Annotated in this window: 17 protein-coding genes; 8 read left to right on the top strand and 9 right to left on the bottom strand. The window is 67.9% G+C overall.

The features are described from left to right. Together IPV08_RS23335 and IPV08_RS23330 are read left to right on the top strand one after the other, a co-directional pair. Positions 1 to 373 (top strand): BA14K family protein (locus IPV08_RS23335; RefSeq protein WP_207414117.1); only part of this gene is annotated, 373 nt, incomplete at its 5' end. A gap of 275 nt (positions 374 to 648) precedes the next feature. Beyond that, on the top strand, positions 649 to 1,149 hold the full coding sequence (locus IPV08_RS23330) for a DUF2721 domain-containing protein (RefSeq protein ID WP_207414116.1): 501 nt from the start codon (positions 649 to 651) through the stop codon (positions 1,147 to 1,149). Positions 1,150 to 1,205: 56 nt separating this feature from the next. On the opposite strand, the gene IPV08_RS23325 is transcribed toward IPV08_RS23330, so the two are convergent. After that, complete coding sequence (locus IPV08_RS23325; protein WP_056454704.1) at positions 1,206 to 1,649, bottom strand: TIGR01244 family sulfur transferase; 444 nt, start codon at positions 1,647 to 1,649, stop codon at positions 1,206 to 1,208. 182 nt (positions 1,650 to 1,831) lie between these two features. Here IPV08_RS23325 and IPV08_RS23320 point away from each other — a divergent pair, with 182 nt between their 5' ends. Then, the gene (locus tag IPV08_RS23320) at positions 1,832 to 2,341 is read left to right on the top strand and encodes a DUF533 domain-containing protein (RefSeq protein ID WP_056423228.1); all 510 of its coding nucleotides are present in this window, start codon (positions 1,832 to 1,834) and stop codon (positions 2,339 to 2,341) included. A 55-nt stretch (positions 2,342 to 2,396) separates the two neighbouring features. Here IPV08_RS23320 and IPV08_RS23315 read toward each other — a convergent pair whose 3' ends face one another. The 5 genes from IPV08_RS23315 to IPV08_RS23295 form a co-directional block, all read right to left on the bottom strand. Then, the gene (locus tag IPV08_RS23315) at positions 2,397 to 3,014 is read right to left on the bottom strand and encodes a GNAT family N-acetyltransferase (RefSeq protein ID WP_207414113.1); all 618 of its coding nucleotides are present in this window, start codon (positions 3,012 to 3,014) and stop codon (positions 2,397 to 2,399) included. Then, the gene (locus tag IPV08_RS23310) at positions 3,011 to 5,356 is read right to left on the bottom strand and encodes an Orn/Lys/Arg decarboxylase N-terminal domain-containing protein (RefSeq protein WP_207414111.1); all 2,346 of its coding nucleotides are present in this window, start codon (positions 5,354 to 5,356) and stop codon (positions 3,011 to 3,013) included. Before IPV08_RS23310 ends, IPV08_RS23315 begins: the two co-directional genes overlap by 4 nt. Before the next feature lie 61 nt (positions 5,357 to 5,417). Then, on the bottom strand, positions 5,418 to 6,446 hold the full coding sequence (locus IPV08_RS23305) for a CorA family divalent cation transporter (protein WP_207414109.1): 1,029 nt from the start codon (positions 6,444 to 6,446) through the stop codon (positions 5,418 to 5,420). Positions 6,447 to 7,035: 589 nt separating this feature from the next. Beyond that, positions 7,036 to 7,680, bottom strand: a complete 645-nt coding sequence (locus IPV08_RS23300; protein WP_348646183.1) for a M10 family metallopeptidase C-terminal domain-containing protein — start codon at positions 7,678 to 7,680, stop codon at positions 7,036 to 7,038. A 332-nt stretch (positions 7,681 to 8,012) separates the two neighbouring features. Continuing rightward, the gene (locus tag IPV08_RS23295) at positions 8,013 to 8,207 is read right to left on the bottom strand and encodes a hypothetical protein (protein WP_056422192.1); all 195 of its coding nucleotides are present in this window, start codon (positions 8,205 to 8,207) and stop codon (positions 8,013 to 8,015) included. Positions 8,208 to 8,785: 578 nt separating this feature from the next. Between IPV08_RS23295 and IPV08_RS23290 the strand changes: the two genes are divergently transcribed. The 5 genes from IPV08_RS23290 (at position 8,786) to IPV08_RS23270 (ending at position 16,478) form a co-directional block, all read left to right on the top strand. Then, on the top strand, positions 8,786 to 10,141 hold the full coding sequence (locus IPV08_RS23290; protein ID WP_207414105.1) for an SWIM zinc finger family protein: 1,356 nt from the start codon (positions 8,786 to 8,788) through the stop codon (positions 10,139 to 10,141). After that, positions 10,141 to 11,688: a DUF5691 domain-containing protein gene (locus IPV08_RS23285; protein WP_207414103.1), complete on the top strand. Its 1,548-nt coding sequence runs from the start codon at positions 10,141 to 10,143 to the stop codon at positions 11,686 to 11,688. The genes IPV08_RS23290 and IPV08_RS23285 overlap by 1 nt, the downstream gene beginning before the upstream one ends. A 3-nt stretch (positions 11,689 to 11,691) precedes the next feature. After that, positions 11,692 to 12,792: an AAA family ATPase gene (locus tag IPV08_RS23280; protein ID WP_207414101.1), complete on the top strand. Its 1,101-nt coding sequence runs from the start codon at positions 11,692 to 11,694 to the stop codon at positions 12,790 to 12,792. A 210-nt stretch (positions 12,793 to 13,002) separates the two neighbouring features. Continuing rightward, on the top strand, positions 13,003 to 15,321 hold the full coding sequence (locus tag IPV08_RS23275; protein ID WP_207414099.1) for a DUF5682 family protein: 2,319 nt from the start codon (positions 13,003 to 13,005) through the stop codon (positions 15,319 to 15,321). Then, entirely contained in the window at positions 15,318 to 16,478 is a 1,161-nt protein-coding gene (locus IPV08_RS23270; RefSeq protein ID WP_207414097.1) for a VWA domain-containing protein, read from the top strand. Before IPV08_RS23275 ends, IPV08_RS23270 begins: the two co-directional genes overlap by 4 nt. A gap of 319 nt (positions 16,479 to 16,797) precedes the next feature. Here IPV08_RS23270 and IPV08_RS23265 read toward each other — a convergent pair whose 3' ends face one another. The 3 genes from IPV08_RS23265 to IPV08_RS23255 all read right to left on the bottom strand — a co-directional run. Then, on the bottom strand, positions 16,798 to 17,424 hold the full coding sequence (locus IPV08_RS23265; protein ID WP_210348686.1) for a carbonic anhydrase: 627 nt from the start codon (positions 17,422 to 17,424) through the stop codon (positions 16,798 to 16,800). Between the two features lie 160 nt (positions 17,425 to 17,584). Further along, a complete protein-coding gene (locus tag IPV08_RS23260) occupies positions 17,585 to 18,646 on the bottom strand; it encodes an isopenicillin N synthase family oxygenase (RefSeq protein ID WP_207414095.1) in 1,062 nt (353 codons plus the stop codon). A gap of 2 nt (positions 18,647 to 18,648) precedes the next feature. Then, positions 18,649 to 19,948, bottom strand: a 1,300-nt coding sequence (locus tag IPV08_RS23255; RefSeq protein ID WP_207414093.1) for a PLP-dependent transferase, incomplete at its 5' end; no start/stop codon positions are given.

Here is a 19,948-nt window from a genome sequence, read left to right as displayed (position 1 = left end):
CGGTGGACGCGGACAGGGCGGGATAGCCGCCGGTCCGAACTCCGGCGGCGGCTTCAACCGTGGCGGCTACGGTCATCACCGCGGGTATGGCTACGGCCGGGGATACGGCTACGGCGGACTCGGTCTTGGTTTGGGGCTAGGCTTGGCTGGAGCCGGAATCGGTTACGGCTATGGCAGCGGTTACTACGATAACGGTGGCTATTACGGCGGCGGCTATGCTCCAGCCTATTATGGTGGCGCCGTCGAGGTTCAGCAGGATGTCGGCGGGTCCGATCAGGACATCGCCTACTGCATCCAGCGCTTCCGCTCCTACGATCAGCGATCGGGCACCTATCTGGGCAATGACGGTCAGCGTCACCGCTGCCCGCAATAGCAACTGCACGGAAGACCTGCACCAAGAGCGAAGACATTTCAGCCTCATCCGACAAGAGAAGCCCCGCATCACTCGTTGCGGGGCTTCGTCGCATCTGGGCCCAGTGGCGCCTGCCTTACTTATCCGCGCCGTCTTTGCCATCGGTCCATCGGCGGAGATGATGATCTATACCTGACGACCCCGCCTCCACCCCGTTCGAGGGTCTGGGTCTAGGAACGGCGGTCGCAGCGAGGAGGGATCTTCCGGGGCTGCTCGGCATGGCGTAACGCCACGTCATGGTGGCTTCCGGTTCTCTCCTCGCTCCCGACGACATCGCCCACGTCATTCAGGTCGCGCTCGCTCCCGCTTTCCTGCTGACGGCGCTGGCGACGCTGCTCAATGTCTTCTCAACGCGCCTTGGGCGGGTGGCCGACCGTGTCGATGATGCCGCCGCCAGCTTGCAGAAGGCGGATGCGGCCGAGGCGGCGCACCTGTCGCGCCAACTGACCTATCTGCGTCAGCGCTCCTTCATGCTCGATGTGGCTGTGGTGCTGGCCTGTTTCGGCAGCATCATGACCGGCTTCGCGGTGCTCACGCTTTTCGTCGGGGCCTTGCGCGATGCCGCCACGGCCTCCGTCTTGTTCGGATGCTTCGGCGTCGCCCTGGTCTGCACGGTGGCGGCCATCGTCGCCTTCCTTCTCGAGATCCTGATGGCGGGCCGCCGTATCAGGGACGAGGTCGACCGCCAGACGGTGCAGGCCTCGGATCGGGAAGCGTCTGGACCCGATCTCCCATAGCGATCGCCGCGAACAGCACGGGCTTGATCCAATGTTGCGGACCGCCACCTGCGGCTTCAATCCTCGACGATCCCCTCGCCATGTGCGTCGAGCCAGCGAATTGCGCCGCTGAGGTCGAAGCCCCGTTCCCGGCCATAGGCCGCGACGTCATCGCGCCTCAAGCGTCCCGCCAACACCTCGCTCAAAGCCCAGAGGGTGAGCGAGCGGGTACCACTACGACAATGCGCGAGGACTGGGCCGGGCGCCCCTTCCACGGCGTCGCGGAACTGCGCGATGTCGTCGAGTGTGATGTCTGGGCCGGTAACCGGAAGATGGAGATAGGCCAGCCCCGCCGCCCTAGCAGCTGCGGCTTCGGCCTCCGTGCCCAATTGGCCGGGTTCTTCCCCCTCGGGCCTGTTGTTGATCAGCAGAGCGAACCCTTTTCCCGCCAAGTCGGCGATCTCGGCTTCGTTCGGCTGGCCGGAGACCGAAAGTCGGGATTCGATGGAGGTGATGGTCATGGAAGATCGTCCTTGGGGCTGCCTTGCGGCTCCGTTGGCGCTGCACGGACCCGCCACAGATCGTGTCCGTTCCGTGCGGCACAAGCGGGGCAGGCTGATTTCACCGCACGCTCCGCCTTGAACCCGGGATGGGTCTCGTCCGTTTCCGGTCTGATCCTCAACCTGCCTTCAGGATGACCACCATGGCCGATGCAAGACAGATCGTCGACGCGCTCGTGCGCTCACGCAAGGGCGGGATCGCCGCCACGGCCGCCCTCGGTGGGCTCGCCCTCGTCGCGGGCCTAGCTCTTCGAGCACTCCGTCCTTCCCATGAGCCCGAAACCCCCGATCTCAGCCAAGTCGGCGAGGACGAGGCCCGCATCATGCTGCGCGCCATGGTGGCGGCGACCTTGGCCGACGGCATCGTAGACACGCAGGAGCGCCAGCGCCTCGACGAGGCGGTTGAGGCGGCCGGTATCGACAAGGATGGCCGCGCCTGGCTCGAAAAGGAGCTGGCCGACCCGGCCGAGATCGACGAACTCGCCGAACGCGTGGATTCGCCGGAGAAGGGTGCCCGCCTCTATGCGGCAGCGCGTCTGGCCATCGATGCCGATACGCTGCAGGAGCGGGAGTTCCTGAAGCGATTGGCCGAGGCCCTGGACGTCTCGCAGGACGTGGCGGCGAGGGTCGATGCCGGGCTCGAAAATGCCTGATGGAGAGCGATGTCGCGGGAGTTGACGCGCTCCGTACCGGCCCGATGGGGAAGTGCTACTTCCCCATCCATTCGTGCCCGGCCACCAGCGCCTCAACCGATCGTGTCCAGGTGCCGGGCTGGTCGGTGGCGCCGGTGCCGAGTGCCCGCTGGACCATGACGCTGTCGCTCCAGCGGCCGTACTTGTAGCCCACCGCCGGCAACAGGCCGACACGGACGAAGCCGCAGGTCTCGTGGAGCCGCAGGGACGCTTCGTTCTGCGCGTCGATATAGCCGATCATCTGGCGGTAGCCGCCGGCGGCGCAGGCCTCGATCAAAGCCGGCAGCAGGCGTCGCCCGATGCCGGCGTTCAGGTGCTCGTGATGAACGTAGATCGAGTGCTTGAGCGTGTAGCGATAGGCCGGGCGCTTCCGGAACGGGACAGCGTAAGCGTAGCCCGCCACCACCCCATCGCGGTCGGCCACAAGATGCGGCAGACGCCTCTTGCGCATGGCCTTGCGGCGGCGCTTGAGGTCGTCGGGATGGAGCGGATCCGCTTCGAAATCCCCCACATCACCTACGCCCCGCCGGATATGGTGGGCGTAGATTGCCACCATGGCCGGCACGTCCGCATCCGAGGAGGGCCGGATGATGATCCCGGTATCGGAGGCGGCGGGCGGCCCTTCCGGACTCACGGGCGATTCTCGCGCATGACATAGGTGTAGAACCGGATCGTCCCGTCGGGATCGACGTTGCGGAACACGCCCTGAATCTCGGCCTCGAAGCCCGGGAACAGGTTCGCGGAGCGCTCGAACATCTTGAAGTAGTCCAGCATGGGTTTCGCCCGTTCGTCCAGTCGTTCGCCCGGCAGCACCGTGCCGATGCCCGGCGGGTAGACCAGAAGCAAGGTCGTCGCCACACGGCCCTCGGCTTCCGCGATCGGCACGTAATCGACGTTGTTGCGAGTGAGCTGCTGCACCGCCTCCTTCGGAGTCATGACCATCTCGGGCAGGTGGCCGGGTTCGAACTGCTTGCGTTGAAGGGTGCTGGTGCCGTGCTCGCGGTGGAAGGCGTGGAAATCCGCGCAGAGGTCGCGCAGCCGTACGCCCTTGTAGCGGTTCGGCCGGCGCCGGACGAATTCCGGCATGGCATCCTCGAGCGGCACATTCTCGTCATGCAGGCGCTTGAAGGCCACGAGGCCGGAGATGAGCGTGCCGGCCTTGGAGGATTCGACGCCCGGCGTCAGCAGGAATAGGAGCGAGTTGAGGTCGTTCTTCTCCGGCACGATGCGGTTTTCGCGCAGGTACTGGGCCACGATGGGCGCGGGCACGCCGTGCTCGGCATATTCCCCCGTGCGCCGGTCGAAGCCGGGGGTGAGCACGGTGAGCTTGTTCGGGTCGGTCATGGCGTAGTTCGGCGCCACATGGTTGAAGCCATGCCAGGCGGCACCGGGGGTCAGCTCCCAGTATTTCGCGTCGCTGGCGAGCTCGTCCGTCGAGACGCTCTCCCACGGCACCTTGCCCTCCGGGCCCTTCACCGTGTCCGGCACGAAGGGGTCGAAGAACCAGCGGCGCAGAGGATCACCCTCCTTCTCCTCGAATTCGCGGCGGATGGCACGGACCTTCTTGCGCCATTCGATGCCGAGCCGGATCGTGTCGTCCCACAGGACGACGCCCGAGCGGCCCTTCATCATCTGCGCGCCGACATCGAGCGAGGCGAAGAGCGGGTAGAACGGCGAGGTCGAGGCGTGGACGAGGAAGGTCTCGTTGAAGCGCCGGTGCTCGATGCGCCGGGTCTGGCCGCGGATATGGCTGTCCTTGGTGTGGATCTGCGAGGCCTGGGAGAAGCTCGCCAGCTGCTTGTGGGTCGATTGCGTGGCGATGATGCCCGGCGAGGTCTCGTCGAGGCCCTTCAGTCCCATGGCGAAGCGACCGGCGAAGAGCGGGTGGAACTTCATGAAGCCCGCCCAGGCCTCGTCGAAGAGGATGTAGTCACAGAGATGCCCGATCTTCTCGAGGATCATCTGCGCGTTGTAGATGGTGCCGTCATAGGTGCACTGCTCCACCACCGCCACGCGGAACGGGCGCTCGCGCTTCCAGGCTTCCTTGTCAGTGATGAGGGGGTTGGTGCGGATCTTCTCACGGATGGCCGCCTCGTCGAGGGCCTCGTGATACATCGGGCCGATCAGGCCGAAGCAGTTGCGGTCGGTCTCCAGGAAGACCGGAACCGCGCCGCCGAGGAACAGGGCGCCGTGATGGGCCGCCTTGTGGTTGTTGCGGTCGAACAGGACGAGGTCGCCCTCCGCCACCAGGGCCGAGAGCACGATCTTGTTGGAGGCCGAGGTGCCGTTGAGGACGAAATAGGTTTTTTCGGCGCCGAAGATGACGGCGGCTTCTTTCTGCGCCTTCAAGGCCGGGCCTTCGTGGACCAGAAGGTCGCCGAGATCGAGCACGGAATTGTCGAGGTCGTCGCGGAACACGGCCTCGCCGAGATGCTCCACGAAGATACGCCCGATCGGCGAGCGGTTGTAGAAGATGCCGCCGTTATGGCCCGGGCAGGTCCAGAGCTGGTTGCCCTGCTCTGCGTAATCGACCAGCGCGCCGAAGAACGGCGTCTTCAGGGTCTCGGCATATTGCTTCACGCGGCTCACCAGGCCGCGGGCGATGTAGTCCGGGGTCTCTTCGGCCAGGAAGATGTAGCCGTCGATGAAGTCGAGCACTTCGACGGGGATGTCCTCCAGGCGCTTGCGGCGGACCATGATGACGATGGGCATTTCGAGCCCACGCTTCCGCATCAGGTTGATGAGGGCCGCCGCCTTGCCGTCGAGGCCGCGCTTGCCCCAATCCACCACCATGCAGCCGATGGCGGCATCGGTCTGGACCGCGATGGCCGCGTCCTCCACGCGGCGGGCGCGGACCACTTCGAAGCCGAGCTTCTCCACAGAGCCGATGATCTGCTGGACGCGCACGCCCTCGAGGTCGTCCGGGTCGAAGTTAGGCGCGCACATGAGCACGGTGAAGCGGCGAAAGAAGTCCATGCGGGGGAAGGCTCCGGTGGTCGGATGAATCGGGGGTGTGTGGGCGCGTTCGCGTTCGGGATCAACCAGGCCGGCCGGCGAGATTGAGCCGGCGGATGACGACATAGACGGCCAGCGCCGCGAGTGCGCCGATGATCAGGGCGATCAAGGAGCCGCTGTCGGATTCGGAAAAGAACAGGCCCTTGGTGTTCATGCCGAAGACGCCCGTGACCAGGGTGGGCGGCAGAAACAGGGCCGTGAGGATGGAGAGGGTGAAGAGCTGGCGGTTGGTCAGCGCGGTCGTACGGGCGGCGATCTCATCCTGGAGAAGCCGGCTGCGCTCGGACAGGACATGCATGTCCCGGTGGAGCGAATCGAGGCGCTGGACCACGCGGGCCGCCATGGCGCCGACGGCTTCCGGCAATTGGTCGCCCTCCATGGCGGCCTCATCCTCGAGCCGGTGGAACACCGCGCGTAAGCCGGCGAGTTGACGGTGGGAGCGCACGGATTGGCGGCGGATCGGTCCCAACGGCCTGGCATCGTCGGCCTTTGCCTCGTCGAGCATGTCGTCCTCGATGGCATCGAGGGAGGAGGACAGGCGATCGGACGTGGCATTGAGTGATGCGATGGTGCTGCCGACGAAGCGCTCCAGCAGCTTTGCCGGGCCGGGAACGAGGGTGCCGGACAGGACCGCGTCGCGGGCGGCGACCGCGCAGGCCGTGGCATGGCGACGGCCACTGACCAGATAGCCTGGACCGAGAACGCAATGGAGGCGGCCGTTCGGCTCTTCGCTCGACGAGCCGTCGAAAGCGCGTTCCCGGTCGGCAATGACGAATCCGGCATGAGGGCCATCGACGACGACACGCTGATGCTCGTCGCGGGCGAAGGTTGCGGCGGCGAGACGGGGCGGGCCAAGGCGTCCCTCAAGGATCAGCGCCTCGGTCCGCGCATCGACGAGATCGACGTGAAGCCAAACGAAGCCGTGTTCCGGGTCACCGAGGGAAGGAAGCTCGTCCCCCAGCGCAACCTGGCGTCCCCGTCCATCCGTGTCGAAGGCGAGGGCGAAGATCAGCCCCGGGAGGGACGATTCCTCAATGAGAAGATGCTGCATAATGCGTTCGCGGCGAACATGGCCGGCAAAATACCGGCTCACTATCGCGCTGGATCGCAAGGCTGGGCGACACTGTGATGACGACGAGGCGCGTCTGCTGCCATCGTATTCTCCCGATGGTTCAGACGACTCGCAGGGACGGGGCGGAGCGACGACGTCGATGGTCGAGCCGTGATTGGCCATCATGACGTGCATTCCGAGGGATCGCGCTGAGCGTAACCAGTCGCCTTCGCATCACGGCCGCCTGCGCGACATTCTTCGGTGAGCCTTGCTGGGCCAAGCGCTCGTGGAAGGGCATGCAGTGATGATGAACATCGCCTGTGCTTGCCGGCAGCATCTGCACTTCGCCGAGGTTCGTCGGACTGGGCGGAAAATAACGCCGCGTCGTCCGAGGTCTTCATCGTCGCTATTCGCCTCCAGCGTGCGGCAGGCCGTCGCTGGACATCTCTTCCGTTAGCTTCGTTCCGCCCCGTCCTGAATCCCCATTTCGCATGACGATTCAGACTACCCTCTAAAAATAAATCACCGACATAGTACTAGATAATGAGTCCAAAGTCCGCCCCAATCAAGGATCCTTTAGCAACATCTCTCAGGATGATACTGCTGCCAAGACCAACATCATCGAACGTGACAAGAGTGTCCGCACCCCCCCGTTCAACATAGTAAGGTTGATATCTTCGAAGCTGCTCACAAGGGCTGACACGTCGAAATGATCGAAGCCCTTCGCAAAACCATAGACGTTATCCATCCCGAAATTCATTTTGAAAGTGAAGGTATCAGCTCCCCCACCAGCATACAGCTTGTCGTTACCGGTGCCGCCATCGATCACCGTGTCACCCTCGCCGGCCCTGATGATATCGTTCCCCTTTGTCCCCGACACCGTGGCGAAGGTATCCTTGGCGTTCTGCAGGTTGACCGTGGTGCCTGCGGTCACGCCCGACAGATCGAGGGTCAGTGCTCCGCGCACATAGATCGTCTCGATACTCTTGAAGCTTGCGTCGGTGAACGTGAAAGTATCGGGTCCAAGAAGCAGGAGCCTGTCCTGCCCATCTTCCCCGTCGACCGGCGCTGGTGCATTGGTAACTGCCAGCTTATCATTGCCGTCGCCGCCGACCAGTGTATCGGATGCTCCTACTCCCCGGAGGAAGTCGTTGCCGGCCAAGCCCGCCAGGATATTAATGCCGCCATCACCGATCAGGACGTCTTCGTATCGACTACATGGCCGGCGAGGCACTTTGAGCCCTCGCTCCACCGGCGAATGACGCAGGATGGTGCCCCGCCGACATCGAATGCCATTCAGAATCGGTCATGGCTGCGGAACACTCGTCCGCTCCGACCCTGGACGATGTCGTTCCGCCGGGCCTCCGACGGTTCAAACCCGGATCGCCACGAAATCGGGGCCTCTCCCGCGTTGAGGGTCCGAACAGCGTTGAACCGAGGGCCGCGGCAAGGTGCGGGTTGGGCCGGAGCCCGCATGGGGAGAAAGGACATCCGCCGTCGGGAGATCGCCGGGCGGCACCGACAGGATCACCCCCGATCCCTGGACCGGATTTAGCCAGACAGGATCTAACGGTCCCTGTCCGCCTCCAGCTGTTTCATGAGCTCGGCAAGGCGAGGGTCGAGAGGCTCGTCGATCACGGGCTCGTAGAGGGCCTGCAGCTCCTCGCCGAGACGCCGCCGGGTGGTCTCGGTCAGCGCGCTGTTGAGATCCCTGGTGCGCGGCCGGGGCCGGGCTGGCTCGCGATAGTCTTCAATGAGCATCGCCACTCCTTCGATAACACAAGAAATGTGAACGCCGGGATCGAAGATAGGTTCATATGTCGCGGTGAACGGGGTTTACCGCCCGAGGGAACGAGCCCGACGGAGATAGGCCCCTGAGTGCGGAAATACCTCCCGGCAGAAGTCAGCGCCTGCGTCGATCAGAAAGTCGCAGCGTTGAAACTGCCCACAGAGCTTCCGGTCATGGACGGGCTGCGCTCAGACCAGAATGGCCCGCCGGGAGATTTTTTTGGGAATACCGAACCATCGCTTTTACTTCGCAAACGACCATCGAACGAAACTGTAGCTGAGATATCGAGAGCACCTTTCGAGGTCGAGTGACGGCGGCGGGCTTACTGATCGTTGACGAACGGACACCAGAGCACTGCCATCAGGGAGGACAAATACACCTCTGTGCCGCTTTCCTCATATATCAGCATTTCTGCTGCCTCTTTCTTACAGGGGAATATTTTTTTTATTCTTATTATAAACTTGAAATACAGATTTATGCTTGCGTTGCGGCTCGGGGCGGCTAGGCTCCCTCGAATCATCCAGCTTCGGAATCGCCGTCCCATCGCCATATGAGCCTCACTTCCGCGCAAATCCTCGACCTCGCTCCCGATGCGTCGAGCCGCAAGGCCGGGCAGGATCAGGCGAAGGCGGCCAAGTGGAGCGGGCTCGGGCGGGCAGGCGCCGTCGTCTGGGGCGAGATCAAGGGAAGCGGAGCGAACCCTTATCGCACGGTGGCCGATCTCTCCGGTCCAGCCTCGAAATGCACCTGCCCGAGCCGGAAATTTCCCTGCAAGCACGCAATCGGCCTGATGCTGGTAGATGCCGCCGCGCCGATCTCCGAGGCAGAACCGCCGGATTGGGTCGCCGCCTGGATCCGGGGGCGCGAGAGCCGCGCCGTCTCCGCCGAAACGCGGTCCCAGCAAGCCTCTGCCCCCGTCGACGAAAAGGGGCAGGCCAAGCGCCGTCAGGCCCGCGAGGACAAGGTCTCGGCGGCGCTCGATGAACTCGATCTCTGGCTCGGCGACCTGATGCGGCGCGGTCTCGCGACGGTGCGGCGCGAGACCTATGCCTTCTGGGACCGCATGGCGGGACGCCTCGTCGATGGACAGGCCCCGGGCCTCGCCCGTAGGGTCCGGGCCATGCCGGGCCTCATCGCGGCCGCGCCCGGCTCTGCCGCGCGTCCGGAGGCGGCCCTTGCCCTCGCCCTCGGCCGCCTGTCCCTGCTGGCCCGGGCCGCCCGGCGTCTGGAACGGCTCACGCCCGAACAGGCAGCGGGCGTCCGCGCGGCCATCGGCTATCCCGTGACCACCGAGGAGATGGCGGCACGTCCGGGTCTCGTCGACGAGTGGGCCGTCCTCGCGCATGCGGTGGAGGACGAGGACAAGCTCACCGCCCGCACCGTCTGGCTCGCCGGACGGACGAGTGGCGCCATGGCCCAGGTCGTCGATTACGGCACCTCCGGCTCGCCGCTGCCGCCGGTCCCGGCGGCAGGACAGGATTTCTCGGGCGCGCTCGCCTTCCATCCCGGCGATCCGCCGCTCAGGGCCGCGTTTCGCGAGGGGCGCGCCAGTCCGGCACCGGCCGGCGCCCTGCCCGGCGCGACGAGCGTCGCCGAAGCCCTCGACGGTTTCGCCGGGGCCCTGGCGCGGGCGCCGTGGATCGACCGTTGGCCGCTTCGGCTGTCCGGCCTACGCCTCGGACATCTCGCGGATGGCGCCATGGGCGCGGGTGACGCCACCGGCTGTTTGACCCTTGCCGATTCCGCACATGTCCCCCCTCTGATGGCGGTGGCGGCGGGGGGGCATGTCGATCTTTTCGGTCTCTATGACGGGTTCGCGCTCACGCCCCTCGCCATGGTGGCCGGCGGGCATCTCTACGCGGTTCCGGCCCAGGATCCCCGGCCGATCCTGGTGAGGGCGGCCTGATGGGCCTCGACGTCTCCGCCCCCGACGATTGGGAGTCGGCCCTCGTCTCCGCTCTGCTGGGGGCCGACCGCTCCCCCTCCCCTGTCGATCTCGAGACGGTCGCCGGTGCGCTGCCGCGCGCAGAGCCGGGCATGACCCTGCTGGCGCGGGTCGCGGTCGCGGGCATCCACCATCTCGCCGGCAGCGGCTTTCCGCCAGAAGCCTTCACGCCGACGCCCCCTCACGAGGCGAAGGGCCGTCCCTGCCCACCCGAAGCGGCGGCGCGGCTCGGGCTGCTCCTCGCCGCGGGCACGGAGGCGCGGGGCCGCGTGAAGGAGTGGTGCGAGATCGCGGCGGAGCGGGGCATGCGCGCTCCGCCCTGGCTGCTCCCCGCCCTCGCGCCCTACCGGCGCGAGTGGGACGAGACCATCGACGCGGTCGCGGGCGAGGAGCTCGCCTGGCTGGAAGCGGCCTGTTCCGGCCGAGGCGCGGAGGCGGCGACTTCGGCCCCGGACGGCGCTGAAGCGAGCCCGGCCGAGCGCCACGCCGCCTTCGCCGACTTCCGCCTGCGCGATCCGGCGGGAGCCCGCGCCGAATTGGAGGCTGGGTTCCGCGCCGAGAAGGCGGAGATGCGCGAGCGCCTCGTCTACATCCTGGAGATCGGCCTGTCGGAGGCGGATGCGCCCTTCCTCGAAACCTGCCTGGACGATCGCGCGGGCGGCGTGCGCGCGGCAGCGAGAGTCCTGCTACCGCGCCTCACCCACTCGCTCTTCGCCTCCCGCATGGCGGCGAGGGCGCGAACCGCGCTCGTGGTCGAAAGCAGCCGAAAGCTCCTCGGCGGGACGAAACACACTCTGGTGGTGACGCTGCCGGAGGAATCGCCGACGCTCGCGCGGGACGGGATCGAGCTGAACGCCTACGAGCGGAGGCGCGGCGGCGCGAGGGCCGGTCTGCTCGAGAGCGTCATCGCCGCCGCTCCCCTCCACGCCTTCGCCGATCATCCGCCGAGGCTCTGGATCGAACTGGCCCTGCGCAGCGAATGGGCGATCCAGATCGTCGATGGTTTTCTCACCGCCGCGCGCCGCGAGCGCGACCTCGACTGGGTACGGACGATGGTGTCGGTGCTGGCCGAGGCGTCGGCCGGGCGCCTCTCCGGCATCGAGCCGGGCGATGCGCTCCGTGAGACCTGGGCCCGCGCCGTGCGGTCGCTCCCCGATGCGGAATGGGAGGCGACGGTGGCGCAGCTCCTCGGCAAGGGGGAGATCGATACGATTCTGACCCTGCTGCGACAGGCGCCCTCATCCCTGTCGGAGGCCTTCACGGCGGCCCTCCTCGATTGGCTCGCCTCGGTGACGCGGACCTCGCAATCCGACCGCCAGGACCTCGCCTCCGCTTACCTGCTCACCCGCCTCGCCGAACGGGCCTGGCCCGACGAGGACCACGCGGCATCGGCTGCCGCTATCCTCGCCCGGCTACCGGGCGAGGCCGAGGACAACCTGCGCCGGCAGATCGAGGACTTCGCCGAAACCCTCGCTTTGCGCGCCACCATCAGACGGGAGTTCGCCTGAGGCATGAGCCAGATCAACGGAACCAAGACGACGCAGCTGCGCCAGGCCGCCGAGGATGCCTTCGCCGAGGAGTTGGAGTCGCTGCGCGGCGCCGATGACAGGCCGCGCCCGCCGAACTGGCTGCTCTCGCCGCAGGCGGTCGTCACCTACCTCATGGGCGGGCGGCTCGGCTCCGGTTTCGAGGTCACGCCGAAATACATCGGCGACCGGCGCCTGATGGAAGTGGCGGTGGCGACGCTGGCCACCGACCGGGCGCTCCTTCTTCTCGGTACGCCGGGCACCGCCAAGAGCTGGGTCAGCGAGCATCTGGCGGCGGCGATCTGCGGCACCTCGCGCCTCATCGTGCAGGGCACCGCCGGCACCAGCGAGGAATCGATCCGCTACGGCTGGAACTACGCACTGCTCCTCGCCAAGGGGCCGAGCCGCGAGGCGGTGGTGGCGAGCCCGATCGTGCGCGCCATGGAGGAGGGCAAAATCGCCCGCGTGGAGGAATTGACCCGCATCCCCTCCGAGACGCAGGACAGTTTCATCACGATCCTCTCCGAGAAGACCCTGCCGATCCCGGAACTCAACGAGGAGATCGCCGCCGCGCGGGGCTTCAACCTCATCGCCACCGCCAACAACCGGGATCGCGGCGTCAACGAATTGTCGAGCGCGTTGAAGCGGCGCTTCAACACCGTGGTGCTGCCCTCGCCGGCCACGATCGAGGCCGAGATCGCCATCGTCGAGACCCGCGTGGCCGCCCTCGGGCGCGCCTTCGAAATCCCCGCCGAACCGCCCGGCGCCGACCAGATTCGCCGAGTCGTCACCATCTTCCGCGAGCTGCGCGAGGGCGTGACCGCGGACGGCAAGAGCAAGGTCAAGCAGCCGTCCGGCACGCTCTCCACGGCCGAGGCGATCAGCGTCGTCGGCAGCGGGCTGGCGCTGGCCGCGCATTTCGGCAACGGCCACCTCTCGGCCCACGACCTCGTCTCCGGCATCAGTGGCGCGGTGATCAAGGATCCGGTGCAGGACGCCATCGTCTGGCGCGAATATCTCGAGACCGTCGTGAAGGAACGGTCGGAGTGGAAGGACTTCTACCGCGCCGCCCGCGAGAGCGCGTGAGGGCGTTCTCACCCTCCCCCCTCTGCGGAGCAGGCGGGAGAGGGGGCGACCTTTCCGGAGATGGCGCTCCCCTCTCCCGACCCTCGCTCACGCGAGGGCCACCCTCCCCCGCATAGGGGGGAGGGAAAGCCCCGCGCGCCATCCACCGCGACACCCCACCCAAGAGTAACGAGCGTGCCATGAGCCTTCGCCCCGCCACCCCCGGCCGCGATGCCTGAGGTTCGGATCTTCGGCATCCGCCACCACGGGCCGGGCTCGGCCCGCTCGCTGCGCGCGGCCCTCGATGCGTTCCGGCCCGATTGCCTGCTCATCGAAGGGCCGCCGGATGCAGACGCCCTGATCCCGCTCGTCGCCGATCCGGCGATGACACCGCCGGTGGCGCTGCTCGTCTACCGGGCGGACCGGCCGCAGACCTGCGCCTTCTTCCCCTTCGCGGCCTTCTCGCCCGAATGGGTGGCCATGCGGCATGGACTCGACCATGGGGCGACCCTGCGCTTCATCGACCTGCCGCACGCGATCCAGCTCGCCGACGGGTTCGAAACGAGGGGGGAGGCGCCCGAAAGCGAGACGGCCCCGGCCGAGCTCGATACGCCTGAGCCCGCCAAGGCGAGCGAGGCGCCCTCCGTCGCCGTTCGGCGCGATCCCCTCGGCGAACTGGCCGAGGTCGCGGGTTTCCCCGATGGCGAGCGCTGGTGGGATGCCTTCGTCGAGAGCCGCACGGGCGAGGATGGCGACGTGTTCGCGGCGATCCAAGAGGCCATGACGGCCCTGCGCGAGGGCGCCGAGACTGCTTCCGGCCAGGACGTCGACGGGGACGCGTTTCGCGAGGAGGTGCGCGAAGCGCATATGCGCACCTGCCTCCGCAAGGCGGCACGAGAGGATTTTACCCGCATCGCCGTGATCTGTGGCGCCTGGCACGCCCCGGCGCTGGCGCGCCACGATGCCAAGGGACAGGTCGGCCTCGACGCGGCGACCCTGAAGGGACTGCCTCGGACCAAGGTCGCCGCGGCCTGGGCGCCCTGGTCATACGAGCGCCTCGCCACAGCCAGCGGCTACCGGGCTGGGGTACTCTCGCCAGAATGGTACGACACGTTGTGGAACCACGAGGGCCGTGTCGCAGCGCGGTGGCTCGCGCGTGCGGCGGCCCTGCTCCGTGCGGAGGACCTCGATGCCTCTCCGGCCTCCGTGATCGAGGCAGTCCGCCTCGCCGAGGCGCTGGCCGGGTTCCGGGGCCGGGCACGCCCCTCCCTCGACGACCTGCACGAGGCAGCGCAGGCGACCCTGTGCTTCGCCGATCCGGCGCCGATGGCCCTGATCCGGCGCAAGCTCGTCATCGGCGAGCGCCTGGGCGCGACCCCGCCGGACAGTCCCGGCACGCCGGTGGAGGCAGATTTCGCCGCGACCTGCAAAAGCCTGCGCCTAAAGCCGGAGGCGGTCGCGGGCGAACTCGTCCTCGACCTGCGCAAGGAGAACGACCTCGCCCGCAGTCATTTCCTCAACCGGCTCCATCTCATCGGCATCCCCTGGGGCCGGCGTCAGCAGGCGCGCGGGCGCGGCACCTTCAAGGAGGCGTGGTTCCTGTCCTGGCAGCCCGAATGGGTGGTGGATCTGGTCGCCGCCTCCGCCGATGGCGGCACGGTGGCCGAGGCCGCCGGCAGCCGGGTGCGCAGGCGGGCCCGCGAGGCGACCCGCGTCGCGGAGCTGTCGGGCCTCATCGGCACGCTCCTCGACGCCGATCTCGCCGGAGCCGCGGACGACGTGATCCGTGCCCTCAACGACCGCGCCGCAGTCTCGGCGGACGTGTTCGACCTCATGGAGGCGCTGCCGCCCCTGGCCGAACTGGCGCGCTACGGCTCGGTACGCTCTTCGGACACGGAGCCGGTGCTGGGCGTGGTGCGCGGGCTCGTGCCCCGCGCCGCCGCAGGACTGACGGCGGCCTGCCAGAGCCTCGACGACGATGCAGCGAGCGCCGCCAAGGCGCGGATCGTCGGCGTCCATGCCGCGATCTCGCTGTTGGAGGAGCCCGACCTGAAGGCGGTCTGGCAGGAGGCGCTTCATGGCCTGGCCGATCAGAGCCATGTGCATGGCCGCGTCGTCGGAGGCGCCGTGCGACTGCTGTTCGATGACCGGGCCCTCGATGCGGAGCAGGCCGGCGACCGGCTTCGCCTCGCTTTGTCCCGCGCCTCCGGCACGGTGGCGGCCGCCGCCTGGATCGAGGGGTTCCTAGAGGAGAGCGGCACGGTCCTGATTCACGGCGGCACCCTCCTCGCGGTCCTCGACGAATGGCTCGCTGGCCTCGACGGGACGCTCTTTTCCGAATTGCTGCCCCTCCTGCGACGCACCTTCGCGACGATCTCGCAGGGCGAGCGACGCGCCATCGGCGAGGCTTTGAACCGCCATGGGACGGGTGTTTCCGACGAAGAAGGATCGGGCCGCATCCTCGATGCCGAACGCGCCGCCAGGGTGCTGCCGATCCTGCGCCTTCTCCTGGCGCCGAGTGGGGACGAGACGACGGAGGACACGCCATGAGCGACACCGAGCGCCTGCGCCGCTGGCGCCTCGTCCTCGGCGGGGGCGCGGCGGACGGCACCGGCTGCGGCCTGTCGGGCCGCGATGTCGGCATCGACCGGGCGCTCGGCGCCCTTTACGATTCCGACCGGAAGGGCAGCCTCGGTGCCTCCTCCCCCTCCGTGCCGCGCTGGCTCGGCGACATCCGCGACTATTTCCCGGCCTCGGTGGTGCAGGTGATGCAGCGCGACGCCTTCGAGCGCCTCGACCTCAAGCGCATGCTCACCGAGCCCGAGATGCTGGAGGCGGTGGTCCCCGACGTCGCCCTCGTCTCGACCCTCATCTCAATGCGCGGGCTGCTCGGCGGCAAGACCAAGGACACTGCCCGCCTCGTGGTGCGCAAGGTGGTGGAGGCCCTGATGCGCATGCTCGAAGAGCCCCTGCGTCAGGCGGTGACCGGGGCCATCGATCGCGCCAGCGTGAACCGGCGCCCGCGCCATGCGGAGATCGACTGGAACCGGACCATCCGGGCCAACCTGCGCCATTACCAAGCCGAGTATCGCACCATCATCCCCGAGACCCGGTTCGGCCATGGCCGGCGCCAGCGCGCCAGCCTCAAGGACGTGATCCTGTGCATCGACCAATCCGGCTCGATGGCGAGTTCGGTCGTCTATTCGAGCATCTTCGGCGCGGTGATGGCCTCGCTCCCAGCGGTGACCACCCGGCTCGTGGTGTTCGACACCGAGGTGGTGGACCTCTCCGACGAGTTGGAAGACCCGGTGGAGGTGCTGTTCTCGGTCCAGCTCGGCGGCGGCACCGACATCAACCGGGCGATGGGCTATTGCGAATCCCGCATCACCCGCCCCGAGGACACGATCCTGGTCCTGATCTCGGACCTCTACGAGGGCGGCGTCGAGGCCGGGCTCCTGGCGCGCGTACAGCGGATGGTGGCCTCGGGCGTGCAGGTGGTGGCATTGCTGGCCCTGTCGGACGAGGGCGCGCCGTCTTACGACCGGGCGCTGGCGGGCCGGCTCGCTGCGTTGGGCGTGCCCGCCTTCGCCTGCACGCCAGACCTGTTCCCCGACCTGATGGCGGCGGCGATCCGGAAATCCGACCTCACGGCCTGGGCCGCCTCGGCTGGCATCGCGGCGATCCCCGCGGCGGGCCCGCCCGGCTGAGAGCTTGTTTGAGTTGTTGTCCAAGGCGTTAGCTCATCCTGAGGCACCCACCTCAGGATGAGGTGGTCGGTTTGGATGATCGACTTTGGCAGACGATCGACTTTGGCATGAGCATCCGCCGAGACATCCGATCAAAAAAAGGCTCTGAGCGGGACGCATCTAATCCGAAGCTGTTTCGTCAGCCGACACCTCGGCCGGGAGCTTGGTTCGCTCGCGAAGCAGGGCCGGGTGGAACGCCCTCGCCCTCCGCAGCCTGCGTTTCAGCATCCGGCGGGAGCGGGAGCGGATCGGCCACAAGGCACGTCTCATAGAGTTCTCCCTACCCGAGATGGAGCGGCGGCGTGGGCCGGCCGGCTTGGCTGGCTGCGGCGATCTCGTTCAGTCGCCCCGTGGTGACGTCGTAGACGAAACCGAAGATCGGGATGCGGCTCGGCACGAGGGGATGCGCGCGGATGCGCCGGACGTCCGAGGTGACGGCATGGCTCTGCTCGGGGATGGTCAGCCAGTCGATGGCATAGCCAGCCGGCGAGCCGCCGCCATGATGCGGGTTCGACCAGACCGTGCCGTCGAAGCTCGCGGTGTCGAGACTGTCGGCGAGGAGGTCGCCGATGACGGCATCAGTGAACAGCTCCATCCCGCAATCGGTGTGGTGGATCACGAAGAACGCCTCGGTGCCGAGGAGCTTGTGCGAGATCACCAGGGAGCGGATGGCGTCGTCGCTGGCCCGCCCGCCGGCATTGCGGATGACGTGGGCGTCGCCTTCCCCGAGGCCGGCATATTTCGCCGGATCGAGGCGCGCGTCCATGCAGGTCAGGATGGCGAAGCGGCGGGCCGGCGGAAGGGCGAGGTCGCCCTTGTCGAAGCTCTCCGCGTAGCGGTCGTTGGCCGCGCGGATGTCTCGATAGGCCTGTGGCTCCGGGTCGGAGACGGCGATGTCGGCTGCCATGGAGGGGAAACCTCGGTGAGGAAGGTGGCGTGGCTGAACATGGCGGCGACACCGCCGAGATGAGCGGCGTCAGGGGTGCCGCGCGGACTATCGCCGTGCCAGGGCGGACCGCGCAGGAACGCGTTCAGCAGGCCGGAGATCACACGCCGGGGGCCGCCAATCATGCGCCCCCCGTCACGGCGAGGTCGCCGTAGAACCGCGCCGCCACGTCGGGATGGGAGCGCAGGCGGCCCTTGAGGTAGTTGCGGCCGACCTCGTGGAAGAGCGGGTTGTCGGGGTCGCTCGCCGGGCCGCGCGCCTCTGCGGCGAGGCCGGGCGGCAAATCGAGCAAGGGAACGGTGGCGTCGTGGCGGGCGCCGAGGAAGAACGCGACCGAGAGACGGTCGCGCCCCGCCGGCGGGGTGACGACCCGGTGGATCGTGGCCCGCAGGTAGCCGTTGGAGGCGAGTTCGAGCAGTTCGCCGATATTGACGACGAAGCTCCCCTCCACCGGCTCGGCCGCGATCCAGCCGTCCCGTCCCTCGACTTCGAGGCCGCTCTGCCCGTCCTGGACCAGCAGGGTGAGGAAGCCGCTATCCTTGTGGGCGCCGACGCCCTGCTCTCCCTGCGTGGCCTCCCGGCCGGGATAGCGGATGATCTTGATGTGCTGGTTGGGCGCGCCCTGGTAGATCGGGGCGAACACGTCCTCGGGCTGGCCCAAGGCGAGGGCGAAGGCGCGCAGCAGGCGGATGCCGAGCTGCGTCACCGCCGCCTGCCAGCGCAGCAGGCCGACGCGGAGTTCGGGCAGGCCGACGGGCCATTGGTTGGGGCCCTGCAGCCGGCTCCAGGGGGGCGAGGCTGCGGTTTGCGGCAGGGCCTCGCGCTCGGCGCCGACATCGAACTGCTCGCGCCAATCCGGTGCGCCGCGCGTGATCTCGCGGCCGGCCGCCGTGTAGCCGCGAAAATGCGGCGAGCGCACCATGGCCACGGCCTGTTTCTCCGGGAGAGGCAGGGCGAAGAAGCGCCGGGCCAGGGCCTGGACCTCGGCGATCTCCGCCGCCGGAATGCCGTGGCCGACGAGGTGGAAGAAACCGACATCGCGGGCGGCGTCGCGCAGTTCGGCCAGGAAGACCTCCCGCTCGGCCGGTCCGGCATCCAGCCGGCGCAGGTCGAGACGGGGGATCGAGGCGGCGGAAGCAGAGGATTCCGGTGCCGCCCACGAAGCCAGCGGGGAAGCCGCCATGGTCAGGCGGCTTTCGCGAAGGAACCGACCGAGGCCAGGGCCTGGTCGAGATCGGCCAAGATGTCGTCGATATGTTCGAGGCCGATGGAGAGGCGGACATAGCCGTCGGACACGCCGGTGGCGCGCTGGTCGGCGGGGGACAATTGCGAATGCGTGGTGCTGGCCGGATGGATCGCGAGGCTGCGGGCATCGCCGATATTGGCCACGTGGTAGAACAGCGACAGGGCTTCGATGAAGCGCCGGCCGGCCTCGCGCCCGGCAGCGAGTTCGAACCCGACGAGGCCGCCATAGCCGCCCTTGAGGTACCGTTCCGCCCGCTCGCGCGCTTTGCCGGTGGCGTCCGAGGGGTGGATGACCCGCTCGATCTCGGGCCGTGCGGCGAGGTAATCGACCACGGCCTGCGCGTTGCGACTGTGGCGCTCGATCCGCAGGGCCACGGTCTCCAGCCCCTGCAGGGTGAGGAAGGCATTGAGCGGCGAGACGGACGGGCCGAGGTCGCGTAGCAGCCGGACCCGGGCGCGCAGGATATAGGCGATGGGCCCGAGGGGCTTGGCCGCCTCCGTCCAGACTGCGCCGTGATAGCTCGGATCGGGGGTGTTGAGGGCGGGCTGGCGCTGGGGGTTGGCCGTCCAGTCGAACCGCCCGCCATCGATGATCGCGCCGCCGATGGCGATGCCGTGGCCACCGAGATACTTGGTGGTGGAATAGACCACGATCGCCGCGCCATGGTCGAATGGGCGCGCCAGGAGCGGCGCGGCGGTGTTGTCGACGATGAGCGGGATGCCGAAGCCCCGGCCGATGTCGGCCACCTCGGCGATGGGGAAGACCGCGAGTTTCGGGTTGGCCAGCGTCTCGCCGTAATAGGCGCGGGTGCGGTCGTCGGTGGCGCGGCGGAAATTCTCCGGGTCGGCCGGATCGACGAAGCGGACCTCGATTCCCTGCTCGGCCAGCGTGTTGGCGAAGAGGTTCCAGGTGCCGCCATAGAGGTCGGTGGAGGCGACGATGTTGTCGCCCACCCGCGCGAGGTTCTGCACCGACAGGGCGGAGGCCGCCTGGCCCGACGCCAGGGCCAGCGCCGCCGCCCCGCCTTCGAGGGCGGCGAGGCGCTGCTCCAGCACGTCGACGGTGGGGTTCGTCACGCGGGTGTAGAGGTGGCCGAGTTCCTTCAGGGCGAACAGGTTCTCGGCATGGGCCGTGTCGCGGAACTGGAACGAAGTGGTCTGGTGGATCGGCACCGCCACCGAGCCCGTGGTCGGATCGGCGCGCCAGCCCGCATGCAGGGCAATCGTCTCGGGGTGAAGC

Source organism: Methylobacterium sp. SD274, assembly GCF_017355285.1.
GTDB lineage: Bacteria > Pseudomonadota > Alphaproteobacteria > Rhizobiales > Beijerinckiaceae > Methylobacterium.
Note: the sequence above shows the minus strand (reverse complement) of the source record. Positions and strands in the feature narration are given on the sequence as shown.

Coding starts and splice junctions, on each gene's coding strand:
- IPV08_RS23330 (WP_207414116.1), top strand. CDS start 649: ATGGTGGCTTCCGGTTCTCTCCTCGCTCCCGACGACATCGCCCACGTC.
- IPV08_RS23325 (WP_056454704.1), bottom strand. CDS start 1,649: ATGACCATCACCTCCATCGAATCCCGACTTTCGGTCTCCGGCCAGCCG.
- IPV08_RS23320 (WP_056423228.1), top strand. CDS start 1,832: ATGGCCGATGCAAGACAGATCGTCGACGCGCTCGTGCGCTCACGCAAG.
- IPV08_RS23310 (WP_207414111.1), bottom strand. CDS start 5,356: ATGGACTTCTTTCGCCGCTTCACCGTGCTCATGTGCGCGCCTAACTTC.
- IPV08_RS23305 (WP_207414109.1), bottom strand. CDS start 6,446: ATGCAGCATCTTCTCATTGAGGAATCGTCCCTCCCGGGGCTGATCTTC.
- IPV08_RS23295 (WP_056422192.1), bottom strand. CDS start 8,207: ATGCTCATTGAAGACTATCGCGAGCCAGCCCGGCCCCGGCCGCGCACC.
- IPV08_RS23290 (WP_207414105.1), top strand. CDS start 8,786: ATGAGCCTCACTTCCGCGCAAATCCTCGACCTCGCTCCCGATGCGTCG.
- IPV08_RS23285 (WP_207414103.1), top strand. CDS start 10,141: ATGGGCCTCGACGTCTCCGCCCCCGACGATTGGGAGTCGGCCCTCGTC.
- IPV08_RS23280 (WP_207414101.1), top strand. CDS start 11,692: ATGAGCCAGATCAACGGAACCAAGACGACGCAGCTGCGCCAGGCCGCC.
- IPV08_RS23275 (WP_207414099.1), top strand. CDS start 13,003: ATGCCTGAGGTTCGGATCTTCGGCATCCGCCACCACGGGCCGGGCTCG.
- IPV08_RS23270 (WP_207414097.1), top strand. CDS start 15,318: ATGAGCGACACCGAGCGCCTGCGCCGCTGGCGCCTCGTCCTCGGCGGG.
- IPV08_RS23265 (WP_210348686.1), bottom strand. CDS start 17,424: ATGGCAGCCGACATCGCCGTCTCCGACCCGGAGCCACAGGCCTATCGA.
- IPV08_RS23260 (WP_207414095.1), bottom strand. CDS start 18,646: ATGGCGGCTTCCCCGCTGGCTTCGTGGGCGGCACCGGAATCCTCTGCT.